This window comes from Candidatus Bathyarchaeota archaeon (assembly GCA_029882535.1).
Lineage (GTDB): Archaea > Thermoproteota > Bathyarchaeia > Bathyarchaeales > SOJC01 > JAOUKM01.
Genome location: JAOUKM010000003.1, coordinates 65,879 through 82,774, shown reverse-complemented (window position 1 = coordinate 82,774; position 16,896 = coordinate 65,879). Strand labels below are relative to the sequence as shown.

Here is a 16,896-nt window from a genome sequence, read left to right as displayed (position 1 = left end):
CGCTTTGCACTTCAAGCTGTCTCGTAGGGCTTCTTCCATAGCTCCATCTTCTTTTTCTTTAACTCTCTCCTTTTTGCATGTAGAAACCTGTACACCGAAGTATGTAAACGTCCACGAATAAACATCTCAATGGCCTGCCGAGCGATTTCAGCCTCTTCAATAGCGCCGATGATGCTGATTGTGTGACCATAAACCGACACATAAGTATCCGTCAGCTCCTCAATAAGTCGCCTAGTCTTCCCCTCCCTGCCAATAATCCTCCCACTTAACCGCTTAATATCAGACTCCGACTTCCCGACAAAGTCTCTCAAATCAATAACCATCAACATAGCCTCCTTCTCATCTAGAAGCCTTCCAGCTTTCTCCGGAGAGAAACCTCTACCGATAGCTAAAACGATCTCTTTTGCCCTAAAAAGTGTTGAAGGATCAATTGTCTCAGGTGCAAGAATGATGCTGACATCGCCGCTTTCACTGTCAATACCAAGACATATTCCCAGTTTCTTTTCAATTAGCTCTTTTGTAGAAGCATTCGGGCCTATAAGAACACCTATACGGCTTTTCGGAATTTTCACAAAAGTGCTAGGTCTCGCCATGTTCTGTAACTTTCCTGTACATCTCATCAGTCGATAAAACATCTACCCCTAGCTTTTTAAAATGCCTATTAAGGTTTTGCAGATCGCGTTTGAGAAACGTGGTCGCCAAGGGGTGGGAAAGAAGCACAGCTTGCGCCATGTCGAAAAGCACTGGCTTGCCCCTCCAAACCATTACGTTGTACTCACTTATGTCGCCATGAACCAGTTCTGCTCGTTGATAAAGTCGTCTAATATACTCCAAGAGCTGGTTGTAGATGAATTCAGGGTTTTTAGGAGTCAATTCTTTCAGTTCTGGAGCGGGATTACCATCTTTGCCGACAAACCGCATAACCAACACGTTTTTTCTTATCGCAACAGGTTTAGGAACCCTAACTTTTGCCTTTAGAGCCAAATGCAGATTTTTGAACTCCTTCAGCGCCCACGCAAAAACCAGCGAACGGGTGTCGCGTCTCATGTGCTTAAATCTTGGGTCGCCTTCAAGGTATTTGAGTTTGCCTTTTTTGAACTCCGCTGCGATTGTTAAATAAATCTTTATAGCCAACTCTTTTCCATCTCGATCTTTTCCCCAGTAAATTCTTGCCTCCTTTCCAGCTTTTACTACGCCGTGAATTTCGTCTATTACGCCTTTGTTTAAGAACTCATAAATGGTCATGAGGGTGGACTTGTCGAAAACTTCTTCCAAAACCTCGTATTCTTCACTTCTTTTTTCCTTCAACAATTGTTCTGTTTCATATTTTTCCTCTTTTTGTCTGAGTCTTTTATCCACCCGTTCTCGATAAGCCACCAAAACTTTCCTCGCTTAAATGGTTAAAAGACCCTTTTTGCGAAGCATCTCCGCCTGCGCTCTAGTGTAGCGCCAAAAAATATCGCCTCTCTTGTCGCTTTGAAAATCCCACGGTGAAACCAAAACAACATCACCTTGTCTAATCCAAACTCGCCTTTTCATTTTTCCTCGTATACGACAGAGACGTTCATACCCATCTTGACATTTCACTAAAACTCGATCAAAACCCAAGAGTTTTACAGCTATGCCTAACACGTCGCCTGGAGCAGGCATAACCACCCTGCTAAGTGCCTCTTCACTTAAGACCTTCTTTTTACCCAAACAGCCACCTCAAAAAGGCTCTGTATCGTTCCTTAAAGACGTAAGTGTTCCTTATAATATATTCCATCTACAACTTCACGATTTGAGCGTGAGGAACACCCTCAATCTCAATAACTGCATCAGGATGCACCAAGCCCTTTTTTATAGCCCTTTTCACAATCTTTCGTCCAACCATGTTAACTATAGTTGACTGTTGGATCAGGTCTATGGCTTCTTCTAGGCTGACTAGAGAGCCTTTGTAGAATTTTTCTTGGATGCGAAAGACTATTTTTCCCTCTTTCAAAGTTTTGCCTAGCATGTCGGTGTCGCACATCGCTAGGAGGACGCGTTTGCCACATCTTCGCAGGTTTATGTAAACGTCCAAGAGTTTTCCGCTTCTATGAGCCTAGATAGCTTTGACGGATGATTTTGCGCCGCATGCCTCGCATACTAAAAAGAAGAGACGTTTCTCTTTCACGACTTTTGTGTCTGGGCGTTTACAGACGGGACATACGACAAAGCTTTCAGTGTAAATCCTCACTAAGCGTTCAAGCGTGTTGTGGGGGAACTTGCCCTGAAACGTGGCACGTGTCTCTTCCAAGGTGCCAGCCGTCGCCATCTCATTTGTTAAAAACTTCATCAGGTGCCGCGGGTCTCGATTTAACGCGTCAGCAATTTCCTTGAAGTTATGGATGTATGTGCGCATGCCAATTACTGAGGAGCGCACTCTGGGAACTTCGAAGCGTTCACCTGTGCCTTTTTCTTGTGGGAGTTGGGATTGAGCACGTTTTAGGAGTTCTTTGTAGCTTTTCATTAGTCGACGCCTCCATGTTCGGTGCTTAAGGAGAAGAAAGCGAAGTTTAAAAGCTTTTAACAATATGAGTTCAATAGCTTTAGTTTGGAAGGTGTGTTCTATGGGTTATGTCTATCTTTATACGGGAACCGGAGGCGGAAAAACGGCTAACGCTCTAGGCTTAGCTTTACGCTCAGTAGGCCACTGCCACACTGTTGTTATAATTCAGTTTTTGAAATGGTGGAAAAACACAGGCGAATATAAGATAAGGAACATGCTTAAACCGTACTATGAAATCTACCAGTTCGGTCGTGAGGGGTGGCATGGGTTAGACAATCTGGATGAGAGAGACCGAAAGCTGGCAAAGGAGGGACTTGCTTTCGCCAAGAAAATTGTTGAGGAAAAGAAGCCACACCTGCTTGTCCTAGATGAAATTAACTTGGCGGTTTATTGTAAGCTCTTAGATGTGGAAGAGGTTATCGCTTCTCTCGACAGTACGCCGAAAAAGACAGATGTTGTTTTGACTGGGCGGTTTGCGCCGAGGGAGCTTTTTGATAGAGCGGATTTTGTCAACGAAATTTTGGACATTAAATATCCGGAAGAGCCAATTTCTACGAAGGGTATCCAGTATTGAAGAGAGAGCCAAGTTATGGAAGATGATACACCTATTCTTACCCCTCAAGGCTTCTTGCGACACGTAGCTTCTGCAAGAAGCGTAGGTGTAGAAACGTTTCAGATACCTCCACGAATGATTATTGTCTATCAACGCCGCCACTTTGACTTTGTCAATCAGCTCATTGATGGCAAACCCGCTGAATGGTGGTGGTATGGCGACCGCTTACGTATGCATATCGGTTCTTTTAACAATGTCAAAATCGTCGCAGTAACGAATTTCGTCGGTTCTCCAGCTGCAGCAATGGGATTCGAAGAGTTGATTGCGTGCGGTGCCAGAAAGATTTTCGAAGTGGGAATTTCAGGTGGAATACAACCTTTCTTGAAACCCGGAGATATCGTTGTTGCTATTGAGGCAGTATGCGACGAAGGCACCACGCATCAATATTTTCCAAACCTACGAAGGTTGGCGGCTTCTCCTATTTTGAAGAGGCGTCTGATTGAGGCTTTAAACAAGAGCCGTGTAAACCATCAGGTAGGAGCAGTTTTGACCACTGACGGCGTATATAGAGAGACAAGAAGCAAAATGGCAAAGTTTCGGAAAATGGGTGTCTTAGCGGTTAACATGGAAACCTCTGCTCTCTATGCCGTGGCAAAATATCGAGGCGTGGAAATAGCTTCTGCAAATGTAATCTCTGACCTTCTAACCGAGTCTGGATGGCAACCAGCTTTCAACGAAAAGCGAGTTTTGAACAACGCAGAGACCCTGTTGAGGGTGGTTGTAGAGGCTGTTTCAAAAGCTTAAAGATATAGTTCTGAGAATCCTTTATTTCTTACTCGCTGGTGTATAGTCTTGGTCGAATCCTATACACATCCTTATATTCCAAACTCGAAGCCAGAAATCAAAAGGGCTATGATGAAAGAAATTGGCATAGAAAACATCAATGCACTGTACAAAGACGTCCCAGAACGATTTATGCTGAAACACAGATTGAACCTGCCCTGTCCCATATCTGAATATGAAGTCAAACGCCACGTAGAGTCGCTGTTGGCTAGGAACAAAACTAGTCAAGACATGCCTGTCTTTTTAGGCGCCGGATGTTGGCCGCACTATGTGCCTGCAGTGGTTGAAAACATCATTCAACGTACAGAACTCCTAACCTCCTACACGCCCTATCAACCAGAGATCTCCCAAGGCATGCTTCAACTGCTTTTCGAATATCAAAGCATGATATGCGAACTAACAGGCATGGACGTGGCTAACAGTTCTTTATACGATTGGGCATCTGCTTTAGGAGAGGCTGCACGAATGGCTATGCGCTTAACGGGTCGCCGAGAAGTTCTCGTTCCTAAGATTATTCATCCTGAACGCTATGCCACCTTGGCGACGTACATTGAGCCGGCAGGGATGCATGTTCGCAAAGTTGATTATGAAAAGGCAACGGGACAGTTATGCCTAGAAGACTTGAAGGCAAAGATTTCCGATAAGACCGCAGCCGTTTACATTGAAAACCCTTCATACTTGGGATTTATTGAAACAAGAGGCGAGGAAGCTGCAAAAATTGCTCATGAACATGGAGCCTTGTTTGTCGTTGGCGTTGACCCCACTTCGCTTGGGATTTTGAAACCGCCTGGAGATTATGGTGCGGAGATCGTTATTGGGGAGGGTCAACCTCTTGGGAATCCCATGAATTTCGGTGGTCCTTTGCTCGGGGTTTTTGCTTGTCGAGGTGACATGTCTGTGATTCGGCAGATGCCTGGGCGGATTATTGGTATGACAACCACTCAAGATGGGAGCAGTAAGGGATTTTGTATGGTGCTTCAGACGCGAGAGCAGCATATTCGGCGGCAAAAAGCCACATCTAACGTCTGCACTAATGAGTCTCTATGTGCTGCGGCTTCTGCGGTTTACTTAGCACTACTTGGACCCAATGGTTTGAAAGAGCTGGGCGAGGCTATTATGCTCAAGTCGCATTACACGATGAAGCGTTTATCAGAGATTGAAGGAGTCAGAACGCCTGTTTTTCAATCTTGCCACTTTCAAGAGTTCACAGTAAACTTTGTCAATAGGCGTGTTGGCGAAGTACATGAAAGACTTTCAAAACGTAATGTTCATGGCGGAAAGGACATTTCAAAAGAGTTTCCAGAGCTTGGTGAAACGGCGCTCTACTGTGTCACAGAGGTGCATTCAAAAACGGACATCGATGGTCTGGCAGATGGTTTGGAAGAAATTTTGTGGCGAGGTGAAAGCTGATGGCAGAGTTTAGGCAGGCTCGCTGGAACGAACATGTTGTCTTTGAGCTTGGACACGGTGGTCGAAGAGGATACATCATGCCTAAAGTTGATGAATCTATTAGGCAAATAGTGGGCGATGTACAAGCCTTGCTACCTGAGAAAGTACGTCGCCAATCACTTCCAGAACTGCCTGAGCTGTCGGAGGTTGAAGTTGTTCGTCACTTCACGAGGCTTTCTCAGATGAACTATGGTGTGGATTTGGGGCTTTATCCTCTTGGAAGTTGCACGATGAAATACAACCCAAAGATCAACGACCTCTTAGCTAGTTTGTCCTCTTTGACGCAGCTTCATCCTTACCAAGACGAGAAAACCGTGCAAGGCATGCTAGAAATTCTCTACACTCTAAGCGAGTGGCTGGCTGAAATCACAGGCACCTACCAAGTTTCCCTCCAACCTGCGGCAGGAGCGCATGGCGAATTTTTAGGCGCACTCATAATGCGAGCTTATCACAAGCTTAACGGAAATCTCTCCAACCGGACAGAGCTCATAGTGCCTGACTCTGCACATGGAACCAACCCTGCAAGTGCCACAATGGGGGGCTTCAATGTAATAATTGTGCCATCTGATAAAACTGGATGTATAGACATTGACGCCCTAAAAACGGCAGTTTCAAACCGAACAGCAGGCCTGATGCTCACCAACCCAAACACGTTAGGAATCTTTGAAGAAAACATAGAAGAAATAGCAGACACAGTTCACAACGCTGGCGGACTGCTCTACTACGACGGTGCAAACCTCAACGCCATCCTCGGCAAGGCTAGACCTGGCGACATGGGCTTTGACATAGTCCACATCAACATTCACAAAACTTTTGGCACGCCTCATGGTGGAGGAGGACCGGGTGCAGGACCGGTAGGTGTATCTGAAGAGTTGGAAAAGTTTCTTCCCGTTCCACGAATAGTCTTCGACAGCGAAAGCTATCACTTAAGCTACGACAGACCCCACAGCGTCGGCAAAATCAGAAGCTTCTACGGAAACGTGGCAGTTCTTCTTAGAGCATACGCTTACATACTCAGCTTAGGCGCCGAAGGATTAAAGGAAGCTGCAGAGATTTCAGTGTTAAACGCCAACTACCTAGTCAAGAAGATAAGGGAAATCGGTGCGTATGAGCTGCCTTACGGTGCAAAAAGACCGAGAAAACACGAGTGTGTATTCAGCACAAACCCTCTTCGGAAAGAGAAAGGCGTAAGAGCCATAGACGTTTCTAAGCGTCTCCTCGACTATGGGATTCATGCACCCACAAGTTATTTTCCGTTGATTGTGGAAGAGGCTTTGATGATTGAACCGACTGAATCTTTCGAGAAAGAGGAACTTGACCGCTTCGTTAGTGTCATGTGGAAGATTGCCGAAGAAGCAAAATTCAACCCAGAGCTAGTTTTGAAGGCGCCCCAAAACACTGCCATAACGCGGTTGGACGAAGTGAAAGCCTCGCATCCAAGAACCATGGCGGTGAGCTGGAAAATGTATACTGAGAAAACAGCCAAATGACAAGTCGAGTCACTGCGCAGAGATTATCCGAAAAACACTGTAAAGAGACAATCTTCCGGTGGTTGGAATATGCAACATGAAGCTAAGCTTTAGAGATTGGGGGAAGGGGGGGAGAAAGGAGAAGTCGAGAAGGCCATTTTGCAGTTACTTTGTATTTTATTAGTTTCCCCAGAATATATCTAGAGGTGTCAGCAATAGTTAAGTTTTGACTTCCTTGAGAAGGGTTTATTTTAGATTCTACGCATAATTACTGCAAAGGGAGTTGGGCCGTGAGAGTTTCTGTGCGGATGTTTACAACTTTGCGCGAGTTAGCTGGAAAAGGCGAAGAGACTCTGGAGTTCGGTGTAGGAGTTGTGACTGTCAAAGATGTACTAGGAGAATTAGTGAGGCGGCACGGGAAAGCGTTCAAAGACTACTTGTACGATGAGGAGGAAAGAGTGGAGGAGCATTTGCAGCTACTCGTTAATGGGAAACGTGTGGGCTTGTTGGAAGAGCTAGAGACGCGGTTGAAGGAAGGAGACCAAGTAGCAATTGTTCCACCCATAGGTGGTGGCTAACCCTTTGACTATTGCTACTTACGGGATCAGTTTCTTCTGATAAATTAGCTCTGTTTCAGTTTCTTCACGGCTGAAACCAGCTTCTGTGAGAGCAGCAGCGATTGTGGGAGTGTTACATGCAAAAGCGTAAACATTCATGATTCCTTTTTTGTAAGAGTAGGTTTTGAAGAATTTCATTATGTCTACGATGACTTGGCGGTCACCATCGATGTAGCATGTTTGGAATGGTTTTTCTTGCCACACATCTTTTATGGTTTCATCTATTAGCACTAAGCCACCGATAGCTTTGTTGTTGTCTTGCACTATGGCTTTTTTGTCGGCGATGAATCTGGCGAGGGTTTGTTTATTCAGTGATGCCCACGTAAACATTACTGTGTACAAGCCTGCAGACTTTTTGAATACTTCAGAACTTGTGAGGAAACTCCACATTTTTTCCAAATCGCCTTTTTTTGCCCATCTGGAGTTTTCGGTTTCTTCAACTCTCAGTTTTTCACATTTCATAATTAGAAAATCAGAGACTTGGGTGAAGCCTAGTGCCTCTAGTACCTTTTGGGCTGCATAGTTATCTGAGTCTGTTGATAGCCTCGCTGTTTCGCTTCCTTTGTTTTCAGCCCATTCTAGGCAGGCGTTTGTTAGTGCGGTGGCGACTCCTCTGCGTCTGTAGTTTGGGTCGGTTCTGGCTGCTTGTAGCCATGCTTCGCCAGGTTTTCGTATGGAGACGCACATTATGCCTACAGGTTTGTTGTCCAGAGTGGCTGTGAAGAGTTGGGCTTGTTTTTCTTTTAGCCACACATCCCAGACGTTGGGGACGTAGTCACCCCAGTCGAAGGTATGTTCGCAGAACTTGAAGACTGCTTCTCTGTCGCTTTGTTGGGCGGGGCGTATGGTGAGCTTGTTTTGCATGGTTGAAGGCACATTTGAAGAAAGATAGTTTCGCTGTATTTAAGATTGGAGATTTCTATGGTGTGTGTCTCCTAGATAATAATCGGAACAGAATATTATTATCACTTTTTGGGAAAACCTATACACTCGTGTAAATGGAAGTTGCTAATGTTGTTTTTCGTGGCACAAAGGGTTTAAATGCTAAGTTTTGCGTATGCTTTTGTTATTGCGAGGCCGCAGAAGTATGGTGAAATATGTTTTTATCACAGGCGGCGTGCTTTCTTCGGTAGGTAAAGGCATCGTAACATCTTCGGTGGGTAAGATGCTTCAAACAAGAGGCGTCAAAGTCACGGTTAATAAAGTTGATCCATATGTGAACGTTGACGCAGGCACTATGAACCCATATATGCACGGCGAAGTTTACGTCACGGATGATGGGGGAGAAACCGACCTCGATCTAGGATGGTATGAAAGATTCTTAGACCTAAACCTGACTATGAACAACAACGTTACAACAGGCATGGTTTATCAGACGGTAATCAAAAAGGAACGAAAAGGCGACTATCTTGGTCATTGTGTCCAAATAGTGCCCCATGTTACAAATGAAATTAAACGGCGAATTCGATACGTGGCTAAAAAGCCTGGGGTGGACGTTGTGTTAACCGAGTGTGGCGGCACCGTGGGCGACATAGAAGGCTTACCTTTCCTTGAAGCCATAAGGCAGATGCGCCTTGAAGAAGGATACAAAAACACTCTTTACATCCACGTGGCGTTGGTTCCAATACTTGATGTTACGGGTGAAATGAAAACTAAACCATTACAGCACAGCGTAAACGAACTTCGCCGCATCGGTATACAACCAGACACGATTGTGGCGCGGTCAAAAAAAATGATTGACGCCGAAGCACGGCAAAAAATCGCTCTTTTCGGAACTATACCTGAAAATGCCGTTTTCTGCTCCTATAATGTCCAGTCTATTTACGAAGTTCCACTGATCTTAGATGATCAGGGAATGGGAGATTTCATTCAAAACCGTCTCCACATTTCTACAAAAAAGCCCAAATGGGGCGAATGGAAAAATTTTGTCAACGCCGTTTTAAAGCCGCGTTACGAAATCAAAATTGTGCTAGTTGGAAAATATGCTGGCTTGACGGACAGTTATGTAAGCATGAATGAAGCGTTTAAGCATGCAGGTGCAAAATGTCAAACCAGCGTGTCTGTGGACTATGTGGAAGCCGAGAGATTCGAAGAGCACCCTGAGAAACTTGGAGCACTCCAAAATTATGACGGTATATTCGTCCCGTATGGCTTCGGTCCAAGAGGCGCTGAAGGCAAAATCGCCGCCATCCAGCTTGCAAGAGAGAATAACATACCGTTTTTAGGAATATGCTACGGTTTCCAACTGGCAGTTGTAGAGTTCGCTAGACACGTGTGCGGACTTGAAGACGCGAATAGCGCTGAAATCAATCCATCCACCCGTTTCCCTGTGATTGACCTAATGCCAGAACAGCATGGAGTAAAAACGAAAGGAGCTACAATGCGGCTTGGCGCTCACAAAATACTGGTTAAAAAGGAAACCCTTGCTTATTCTCTATACCAATCTGAAGAGATTTACGAACGCCACCGCCACAGATACGAAGTCAACCCCGAACATAGACCTACGCTGGAGAAGCATGGTTTAATTTTTTCAGGCAGAAGCGTTGACGGTAAAAGAATGGAAATTTTAGAACTGCCGGAAAAATTCTTCTTTTTTGCATCCCAATTTCATGGAGAGTTCAAAAGCCGCCCTGCAAAACCTGACCCGGAATATTATGGCTTCGTGAAAGCTTGTTTGGATAGAAAACTTGGAAGGGCTAAAGTTAAGCTTTAAAGCATGTTTGAAGTATGGAGGAATAACGGAATGTTTGGCAATGTAATATGTGGAGGAAGCCCGTGCCTCTATTCTTCGTGTCGGATGCCGTGTTAGATGAACGAAAAACATAGAATACTGCTGAGAACCATTCCCTTTATCGCAATTGGTCTCCTGATCTTCATTCTTTACTTGGTGTTGTTTGTTAACATTCCAGAAATGATAAGTATAATTCAACGTGCAAATATGTTAATTTATTCTCTCGCTGCATTAGCCCTTATCTTGGCAACATTCCTTTTCGCTTTATCTTGGCAACACCTTTTGCTTCCTTTGTCAGTAAAGACTCCTTTGAAGAAGGTTTTTGCATATGTGTGGATCGGTGTCTTTGCAGACCTTCTTGTCCCAGCAGAGTCTGTTAGCGGAGAGATAGCTAAAGCTTATCTTATGTCGAAAGAACCAAACAGTAGTTCTGGAAAAGTAGTCGCTTCTCTTGTCAGCCAACGAATGTTAGGCACCATTACAACTACTGCAACTCTTTTCATAGGTTTTCTGGGGCTGTTAACTCTTAATTATCCAATGTCAGGTTTGATGCTTCAAATCCTAATATTAATGACTATCTTAAGCGTGGTTGCTTTTGGGTTTCTAGTGGCAGTTTGCGTCAAGGAAAAATGGACGGAGCGCTTAGTCATCGCCATTATGCGTTTCGTGGAACGTGTATCTAGTGGGCGCTTCAAGCTTGAACATCTTCAAACTAAGATAATTGACGCTTTAAGAGCCTTCTACGAGTCTTTAAGAACTTTTGGCTCTAAACCAACCAAGCTTGTTCCTGCAATTTTCTTTAATGTTTTGTCGTGGTTTTTCAGCATTGCAATTGTTTTCCTAGTTTTTGTTTCAATAGGTTACTTGGAGCCAAATATACCAGTTCTTTTGCTGAAAGTAGCTGTTGTCTACACTCTTTTGGTTGCGATAAAATCAATTCCCCTAGGCGTTCCAGCGGAAATAGGACTACCCGACATAATCATAACAACGCTGTTTATTCTATTTGGAATGCCACCCGACATTAGTGCCGCTGCCACAGTTCTCACAAGAATTTTAACTGTGTGGTTAAGCTTCTTTATAGGATTAGTAGCAGTCCAATGGTTCGGGATTAAAAGTTTGATGGAAAGTGGAGTTTTTGGCAAAACGAAGGACAAAGTATGAAATATACGCAGATTTGTTAGAAATCGTTGCAAGGAGAGGCTACTGTCGGTTAACCAGAGCCTCTTACGGCGCAAACTTGCCAGTTGACAGGGCTAAAAAATCGTTGGCTTTTCTTGCTTCAAGAGGTTTTGTCAAGGAGGAGAGTGTTGATGATTCTAAAATTTACAGGATTACAAAACGCGGCCTAGAATATTTAGAAACTTTCAAACAGATGCGTAAGCTTTTTGCGGCTCTGGATGAGAAAATCTTGCCCGCGCAGGCACGCATACAAGCAAAACTGACTCTTAGGGCGAAGGAGGCAAAAGTTGGCGAAGACGTAAACTTAGAAATAGAGCTGATTAATGTAGGAAATGCACCAGCCTTCCTGACCAAAGTTGAGAAATTTCTCCCTGCAGGTTTCGAGTTAGTTGCAAAACCCGATTACTGTCACTTGGAAGACGCATATCTTGACATGAAAAGGAAAAAACTCGACCTCCTCAGAACCGAAGAAATCCGACTTACCCTAAGGTCTATGGACAAAGGCACATTTTCAATAAAACCAAAAATTACTTATGTGGATGGAGCTGGGCGGCAATTGTTCTGTGAGCCCGAACCTGTAACAATTAGCATTTTAGAAAGTGTTGCTGGTCGTGTTAGCACGGGATATAGAGACCTTGATAGCTTACTTCTTGGAGGGATACCTGAAAATTATGCTGTTATATTAACTTCAATCTCCTGTGATGAAAGGGATTTGCTAATTAAGAGGTTTCTTGAAGCGGGAGTGAAAGAGGGGCAAGTTACGTTTTACGTTACTATAGAAGCGAGTGGAGTAAAAAATTTAGCAGAAGAGTTTCAGTCAACATTCTACCTCTTCGTATGCAATCCCCAAGCGGACACGATCATCGAAAGCTTACCTAACGTATTCAAACTGAAAGGCGTCGAAAACCTAACAGACATTAACATCGCTTTGACCTCGGCTTTCCGCAAATTGGACGCTTCGCTAAGGGGACCAAGAAGGGCTTGCATAGAAATCATCTCAGACGTTTTGCTACAGCACCACGCCGTTCAAACCAGAAGATGGCTAACCGGACTTATTCCAGAGTTAAGATCAAAAAGTTTCACCACACTAACAGTAATGAATCCCCAGATGCATCCTCCAGAGGAAGTTCAAGCAATTCTAGATCTTTTCGAAGGAGAAATCACAATCTACGAGAAGAGAACCAAAAAGGGTCTAGAAAAAAATCTAAGAATCAAAAAAATGTACAATCAAAAATACCTAGAAAGCGAAATGTCTCTGATAAAAAAGAGACTACAGATATAAGAGGAAAAAAAGATAGCTATAAGGTCTAAACCAGTTAATCTCTGAGTATTTATGGACCTATTTTTTCCCAAATAACGGCATGTTGGGAAAGACCTCAATACCGTTCTGACCTATTGAATATGGCACAAGACTTGGGTTGACCCTGGCTTCTCTCATCTTTTCAACTTGTATCGCTCTCGTTGTAGTCGCTTCTGAAAACAGAGTTTGCATCATGATAACGCCGTGAACCAAGAATTCTTCTTCTACGGCATTACGTTCAAGGCCCAAGTACCCTAGTTCAGTGGTCACAAGGCTTGTAACTCCCAAATCTGCCAGCGATTCAATCAAATCCACAACTGCAGTCCTTCTTTCGATAGGATCTGGAAATCGATAGGTGAGTGCTGCAAACGTGTCCACCACAACTCTTTTCGCATTAATCGCAGAGGTTTTTGCTTGCAAATCCTCGACTAGTCCATCAATGGATAGTTGCTTGCCCCGTAAGCTCCGAGTCTCTTCCTTGTACAGCGTCTCTTTCAGCATAGCTACCCGTGAAATTCGCGTGGCATCTATGAAAGAAAATTTCCTTTCTTCCTCTGCCTTCCGAAAATTCCATCCAAATTGCTGCATTTCAGAGTAGAGGTGATCTTTACTTTCGTCTAGGCTGACGAAAATTCCATTTTCTTGATTTTCATAGATTCCTTTGTATAAAAATTGACCGCACATAATGGTTTTTCCCGTGCCTGGTCCTCCAATAACCAAAATGACCCTGCCTTCAGGAAAACCACCGTCAACTAGTTTGTCGAGTCCTGGAACTCCTGTACCAACTTTTTTTGGCAATATATTATCCCACCTGATGACCTTAGATAGCTTTTCGCGATTATTTATAGCTTATGCTCTCTCGTACGCGTGTGAAAAACCTCGGATTCAAATTGTAGTATCTCTTTATAGTCACAAATTGTGACTACAAGACGTGTATCCTACATGTGCGTTGCCTTTTATACTCACCAATTCGCTTTCTATATTTAGGTGAAAATAATATGCCAGAAAACGTTGTCTCTCCAAGAAGCACTGTTACATTGAACATTGTTGAGGGCGATTTAGAAGTTGGAAGTCATGCAGTAGTAAAAGGTGAGGGCACTCCTCCGAAAGTCGCTGTTTCAGGGACCGTATATGTCGAAGGCGGCTGCGTCTTCGAATGCAGCCTCTCCGCGGAAAACTTGGATGCGCGTGGATGTATGCACATTGGATGGAAATCGCGCGAAGACGAAGTTACGGTTGAAGGAGATCTTGGAATTAGAAATCGAGTTAACATTGAGGATGGATGCTTAGTTGTTTTCGGGAACATGACTGCTAAAAGGGTGAATGTAGATAGAAGCTTAGTAGTGAAGAAAGACTTTGAAGTTGATGAAGTGGACGTTGGCGGCAGCCTCAAAGTAGACGGCGCCACAATTGCTCGAGAAATAGACGTTGGCGGCAGTTTCAAGGCTGAAGGCGAGGTAAAAGCTGAAGGCATCGACGTCGGCGGCTCGGTAAAAATTGAGTCAAAGGTCATTATAGAAGAAATTGACGTGGGCGGAAAAGTGGAGGTTAACGGCGGTAAAATTGACTGCGTGGATGTTGGCGGCAGTTTTGTCTCAAAAGACTCACTGGAATTCGGGAAGATAAATGTTGGGGGTGCAGTGAAACTTGCTGGAAAAAGCCGCGGCGGCGACATAGATGTAGGCGGCTCTTGTAAAGTTGAAGGAGACTTGAAGTTTGGTGACATAGATGTAGGCGGAGTTATTGCTATTTCTGGATCCGCTGAAGGAACGAACATTGACGTGGGCGGAAAAGTAAAAGTTGGCGGCGACATGAAGCTTTCTGAAAAGCTCGATGTGGGCGGGGTAGCAGATATAGATAAAGAACTGATTGCTCAAGACATAGATGTGGGCGGTCGGTTATGTGCAAGAAAAGCCACTGCCAGCAAAAGGGCTTCTGTAGGCGGCTCTATCGAGACTGTTGAAGGCGTTAGCGCGTCCTATGTACGCATTGGAAGAAGAGGCAAAGTTAGAGGACCTATGAAAGCTGATGAGGCGGTGGTAAGCAGAAGAGCACAGGTCGAAGACGTTTATGCTAAGATAATAACGTTGGAAAGAGATGCGAAAGCCAGAAACTTGTATGGAGAAAGGATAAGGCTGGAGTCAGGCTGCAACGTTTATGGTGAAGTGCAGTACACTGAAAGCTTAGAAACCGAGCGAGGAGTGACCTTCGCAAAAACACCGCAGAAAGTGGATAAGCTTTCGTGACCAGTTTTTGAGCACTTTTACCCAGAAACATTAACTCTACTGCTCAAGCATTATATTACATACTTGAGGAAGAAAAAATGCCACTTATTGATAGGTTGAGGAAAGAATTCGCCTTTATTAAAGGCAACTATGCCATTCTTGTGATAAGCTGGATTCTCATAGATTTCGCTATGGAACTCCCAGCAACTTATTATGCACTTTATGTTCTTGAGCTAGGTGCCACGGAAACAATTCTTGGTATGATAGGACTCTTTTCATTTCTAGCCTTGGCTTCTATGCAGTTTCCAGGCGGATATTTGGCAGACAAGTTTGGCAGAAAATGGCTTATTTCTTCCATGACTTTCGGGGTAGCGCTTTCTTTCATTCTCTACGCTATAGCTCCTTCATGGCACTTTATCTTGCTAGGAGCGGTTTTAATGAGCTTGTTTAACTCAACCTATCAGCCAGCCTTGATGGCGATGATCGCCGATTCTGTGCCCTCTGAAAGAAGAGGCATGGGGTTTGGCATAATAATGCTTATAACAAGTGCTTCCACCACTCCTGGACCTTTTGTCGCAGGCATACTTTACATCCAGTTTGGCTTGGCTCTAGGTATGAGAATAAGCTATTGCATTGTCGTGGTTCTCTTCTTAATTGCAGCGACCCTCAGATTACTGCGATTAAAGGAGACTGTGACAAATGCTCAGAAGCCCAGTTTAAGTGAGCTTTTGCAAAGCTATCCGACTGCTCTGAAAGAGAGCTTTGGCGTTTGGAAAACCCTACCTCGCTCGATGTTTTACTTATTCCTTTCTGGAGTGGTTACCACTCTTGGATTCGCTGCAGTTCAACTTTACTTTGTCGTATATGCCGTAAAAGAGCTCTTAATAGACGAAGCTGTATGGCCGTTCATTCTCACTGCGTTGTTTATCACGATGATAGTCTTAGCTGTTCCTATTGGGAAAATTATAGACAAATTCAACAGAAAACTGCCTCTCTTAGCGGCATATGTAATTTTCGGGATTTCGATGTGGTTTTTTGTAAATGGAGACTTGTTGAGGCTTTTTGTTTCTCTTGTATTGGTGGGTGTAGGACAGGTTATGATGAACTCGGCTTTCGGTGCTTTACAAGCTGATTTAACTCCGAAGGAACAACGTGGAAAGGTAAATGGTTTCACAAACTTTGTAAACTTCGTATTTATGGCATTTGGTAGTCTGCTGGGGGGTTTCTTGTATGAACATGTTTCCCCCCAGCTGCCTTTCTTTCTTGCAATGGTTTCTATTGTTCCCTCTTTTATTCTGACGCTTGCTCTGGTTCATGAACCGGAAAAAAAAGAAGAATAAGCATAATGGTAGCATGAAGAAACTTGAACCGAAGATCGACAACGCTAAGCACATTTTTTATATGAGATCTCTCCCATTAGAAGCCATGCAAACCGACTCTACTAAAGCAAGGTTAATTCAAATATCACTGTGGACAGTTATGGCGGCGCTAGTTTGCGTAGCAACTCTACTTATCAGAATTCCGAATCCTATGGGAGGATACTTTAACGTTGGAGACGTAATGGTTTTCGTCAGTGCATTAACCTTCGGGCCTATCGTCGGCGGTGTTGCTGGAGGAGTTGGCTCATCATTAGCAGATTTGATTGGATTTCCGGTATTTGTAATTCCAACCTTAGTCATAAAAGGCGTAGAGGGCTTCCTTGCAGGTCTCATTACCGATAAAAAAAGCGTTTTTCGAGACATACTCGCCGTGATTGTAGCTGGCGTTGAAATGATTGTCGGATATTTCATAACTGAATTCTATTTGTGGGGGATAGGAGACGCATTATTAGAGATTCCTGGAAATATAGGTCAAATAGTTATTGGAGGACTTGTAGGGATTCCCATAGCTGTGATTGTACGAAAAAGATTGCCTGAAATTCTAAGAAGCTAACTTTTTCGATACACTGCACATTTTAGTTTTTAAGCCTCTGTTATTAATGCTACTAATTGATAGCAAGA

Annotated in this window: 18 protein-coding genes; 11 read left to right on the top strand and 7 right to left on the bottom strand. The window is 43.9% G+C overall.

The window, feature by feature from the left end; translation table 11 throughout:
• Positions 1-11 precede the first annotated feature (11 nt).
• The 5 genes from OEX01_02045 to OEX01_02025 all read right to left on the bottom strand — a co-directional run bounded on the left by OEX01_02045 (position 12) and on the right by OEX01_02025 (position 2,491).
• Entirely contained in the window at positions 12-593 is a 582-nt protein-coding gene (locus OEX01_02045) for a KH domain-containing protein (protein ID MDH5447770.1), read from the bottom strand.
• Positions 580-1,377: a serine protein kinase RIO gene (locus OEX01_02040; GenBank protein ID MDH5447769.1), complete on the bottom strand. Its 798-nt coding sequence runs from the start codon at positions 1,375-1,377 to the stop codon at positions 580-582. The genes OEX01_02045 and OEX01_02040 overlap by 14 nt, the downstream gene beginning before the upstream one ends.
• 15 nt (positions 1,378-1,392) lie before the next feature.
• On the bottom strand, positions 1,393-1,698 hold the full coding sequence (gene eif1A, locus OEX01_02035) for a translation initiation factor eIF-1A (protein ID MDH5447768.1): 306 nt from the start codon (positions 1,696-1,698) through the stop codon (positions 1,393-1,395).
• A 67-nt stretch (positions 1,699-1,765) separates the two neighbouring features.
• The gene (locus tag OEX01_02030) at positions 1,766-2,062 is read right to left on the bottom strand and encodes a DUF424 family protein (GenBank protein ID MDH5447767.1); all 297 of its coding nucleotides are present in this window, start codon (positions 2,060-2,062) and stop codon (positions 1,766-1,768) included.
• A 21-nt stretch (positions 2,063-2,083) separates the two neighbouring features.
• On the bottom strand, positions 2,084-2,491 hold the full coding sequence (locus tag OEX01_02025; protein MDH5447766.1) for a translation initiation factor IF-2 subunit beta: 408 nt from the start codon (positions 2,489-2,491) through the stop codon (positions 2,084-2,086).
• Positions 2,492-2,591: 100 nt separating this feature from the next.
• On the opposite strand from OEX01_02025, the gene OEX01_02020 reads away from it, so the two are divergent.
• From OEX01_02020 to OEX01_02000, 5 genes are all read left to right on the top strand, one after another.
• A complete protein-coding gene (locus tag OEX01_02020; GenBank protein ID MDH5447765.1) occupies positions 2,592-3,104 on the top strand; it encodes a cob(I)yrinic acid a,c-diamide adenosyltransferase in 513 nt (170 codons plus the stop codon).
• A gap of 15 nt (positions 3,105-3,119) precedes the next feature.
• Positions 3,120-3,887, top strand: a complete 768-nt coding sequence (locus tag OEX01_02015; GenBank protein MDH5447764.1) for a nucleoside phosphorylase — start codon at positions 3,120-3,122, stop codon at positions 3,885-3,887.
• A gap of 48 nt (positions 3,888-3,935) precedes the next feature.
• Positions 3,936-5,336, top strand: coding sequence for an aminomethyl-transferring glycine dehydrogenase subunit GcvPA (gcvPA, locus tag OEX01_02010; protein MDH5447763.1), 1,401 nt, complete (start codon positions 3,936-3,938; stop codon positions 5,334-5,336).
• Complete coding sequence (gene gcvPB / locus OEX01_02005; GenBank protein MDH5447762.1) at positions 5,336-6,865, top strand: aminomethyl-transferring glycine dehydrogenase subunit GcvPB; 1,530 nt, start codon at positions 5,336-5,338, stop codon at positions 6,863-6,865. The genes gcvPA and gcvPB overlap by 1 nt, the downstream gene beginning before the upstream one ends.
• A 269-nt stretch (positions 6,866-7,134) precedes the next feature.
• Entirely contained in the window at positions 7,135-7,422 is a 288-nt protein-coding gene (locus OEX01_02000; GenBank protein MDH5447761.1) for a MoaD family protein, read from the top strand.
• Positions 7,423-7,440: 18 nt separating this feature from the next.
• On the opposite strand, the gene OEX01_01995 is transcribed toward OEX01_02000, so the two are convergent.
• Positions 7,441-8,325, bottom strand: coding sequence for a GNAT family N-acetyltransferase (locus OEX01_01995; GenBank protein MDH5447760.1), 885 nt, complete (start codon positions 8,323-8,325; stop codon positions 7,441-7,443).
• A 223-nt stretch (positions 8,326-8,548) separates the two neighbouring features.
• Here OEX01_01995 and OEX01_01990 point away from each other — a divergent pair, with 223 nt between their 5' ends.
• From OEX01_01990 to OEX01_01980, 3 genes are all read left to right on the top strand, one after another.
• On the top strand, positions 8,549-10,174 hold the full coding sequence (locus tag OEX01_01990) for a CTP synthase (GenBank protein MDH5447759.1): 1,626 nt from the start codon (positions 8,549-8,551) through the stop codon (positions 10,172-10,174).
• A 96-nt stretch (positions 10,175-10,270) separates the two neighbouring features.
• Positions 10,271-11,353 carry a flippase-like domain-containing protein gene (locus OEX01_01985; protein ID MDH5447758.1) on the top strand — a complete coding sequence of 361 codons (1,083 nt, stop codon included), beginning with the start codon at positions 10,271-10,273 and terminating at the stop codon, positions 11,351-11,353.
• Complete coding sequence (locus OEX01_01980; protein MDH5447757.1) at positions 11,328-12,653, top strand: hypothetical protein; 1,326 nt, start codon at positions 11,328-11,330, stop codon at positions 12,651-12,653. Before OEX01_01985 ends, OEX01_01980 begins: the two co-directional genes overlap by 26 nt.
• A 57-nt stretch (positions 12,654-12,710) precedes the next feature.
• On the opposite strand, the gene OEX01_01975 is transcribed toward OEX01_01980, so the two are convergent.
• Entirely contained in the window at positions 12,711-13,469 is a 759-nt protein-coding gene (locus tag OEX01_01975; protein MDH5447756.1) for a hypothetical protein, read from the bottom strand.
• A gap of 200 nt (positions 13,470-13,669) precedes the next feature.
• On the opposite strand from OEX01_01975, the gene OEX01_01970 reads away from it, so the two are divergent.
• The 3 genes from OEX01_01970 to OEX01_01960 all read left to right on the top strand — a co-directional run bounded on the left by OEX01_01970 (position 13,670) and on the right by OEX01_01960 (position 16,828).
• Positions 13,670-14,917: a hypothetical protein gene (locus OEX01_01970; GenBank protein ID MDH5447755.1), complete on the top strand. Its 1,248-nt coding sequence runs from the start codon at positions 13,670-13,672 to the stop codon at positions 14,915-14,917.
• A 77-nt stretch (positions 14,918-14,994) separates the two neighbouring features.
• On the top strand, positions 14,995-16,236 hold the full coding sequence (locus tag OEX01_01965; GenBank protein MDH5447754.1) for an MFS transporter: 1,242 nt from the start codon (positions 14,995-14,997) through the stop codon (positions 16,234-16,236).
• Positions 16,237-16,249: 13 nt separating this feature from the next.
• Positions 16,250-16,828: an ECF transporter S component gene (locus OEX01_01960; protein MDH5447753.1), complete on the top strand. Its 579-nt coding sequence runs from the start codon at positions 16,250-16,252 to the stop codon at positions 16,826-16,828.
• The last annotated feature ends 68 nt before the right edge of the window (positions 16,829-16,896 follow it).

What these genes read in the sequence shown, in the direction of transcription:
- OEX01_02045 (MDH5447770.1), bottom strand. Translation starts at nt 593, where the DNA reads ATGGCGAGACCTAGCACTTTTGTGAAAATTCCGAAAAGCCGTATAGGT.
- OEX01_02025 (MDH5447766.1), bottom strand. Translation starts at nt 2,491, where the DNA reads ATGAAAAGCTACAAAGAACTCCTAAAACGTGCTCAATCCCAACTCCCA.
- OEX01_02020 (MDH5447765.1), top strand. Translation starts at nt 2,592, where the DNA reads ATGGGTTATGTCTATCTTTATACGGGAACCGGAGGCGGAAAAACGGCT.
- OEX01_02015 (MDH5447764.1), top strand. Translation starts at nt 3,120, where the DNA reads ATGGAAGATGATACACCTATTCTTACCCCTCAAGGCTTCTTGCGACAC.
- gcvPB (MDH5447762.1), top strand. Translation starts at nt 5,336, where the DNA reads ATGGCAGAGTTTAGGCAGGCTCGCTGGAACGAACATGTTGTCTTTGAG.
- OEX01_01995 (MDH5447760.1), bottom strand. Translation starts at nt 8,325, where the DNA reads ATGCAAAACAAGCTCACCATACGCCCCGCCCAACAAAGCGACAGAGAA.
- OEX01_01990 (MDH5447759.1), top strand. Translation starts at nt 8,549, where the DNA reads ATGGTGAAATATGTTTTTATCACAGGCGGCGTGCTTTCTTCGGTAGGT.
- OEX01_01985 (MDH5447758.1), top strand. Translation starts at nt 10,271, where the DNA reads ATGAACGAAAAACATAGAATACTGCTGAGAACCATTCCCTTTATCGCA.
- OEX01_01970 (MDH5447755.1), top strand. Translation starts at nt 13,670, where the DNA reads ATGCCAGAAAACGTTGTCTCTCCAAGAAGCACTGTTACATTGAACATT.
- OEX01_01965 (MDH5447754.1), top strand. Translation starts at nt 14,995, where the DNA reads ATGCCACTTATTGATAGGTTGAGGAAAGAATTCGCCTTTATTAAAGGC.
- OEX01_01960 (MDH5447753.1), top strand. Translation starts at nt 16,250, where the DNA reads ATGAAGAAACTTGAACCGAAGATCGACAACGCTAAGCACATTTTTTAT.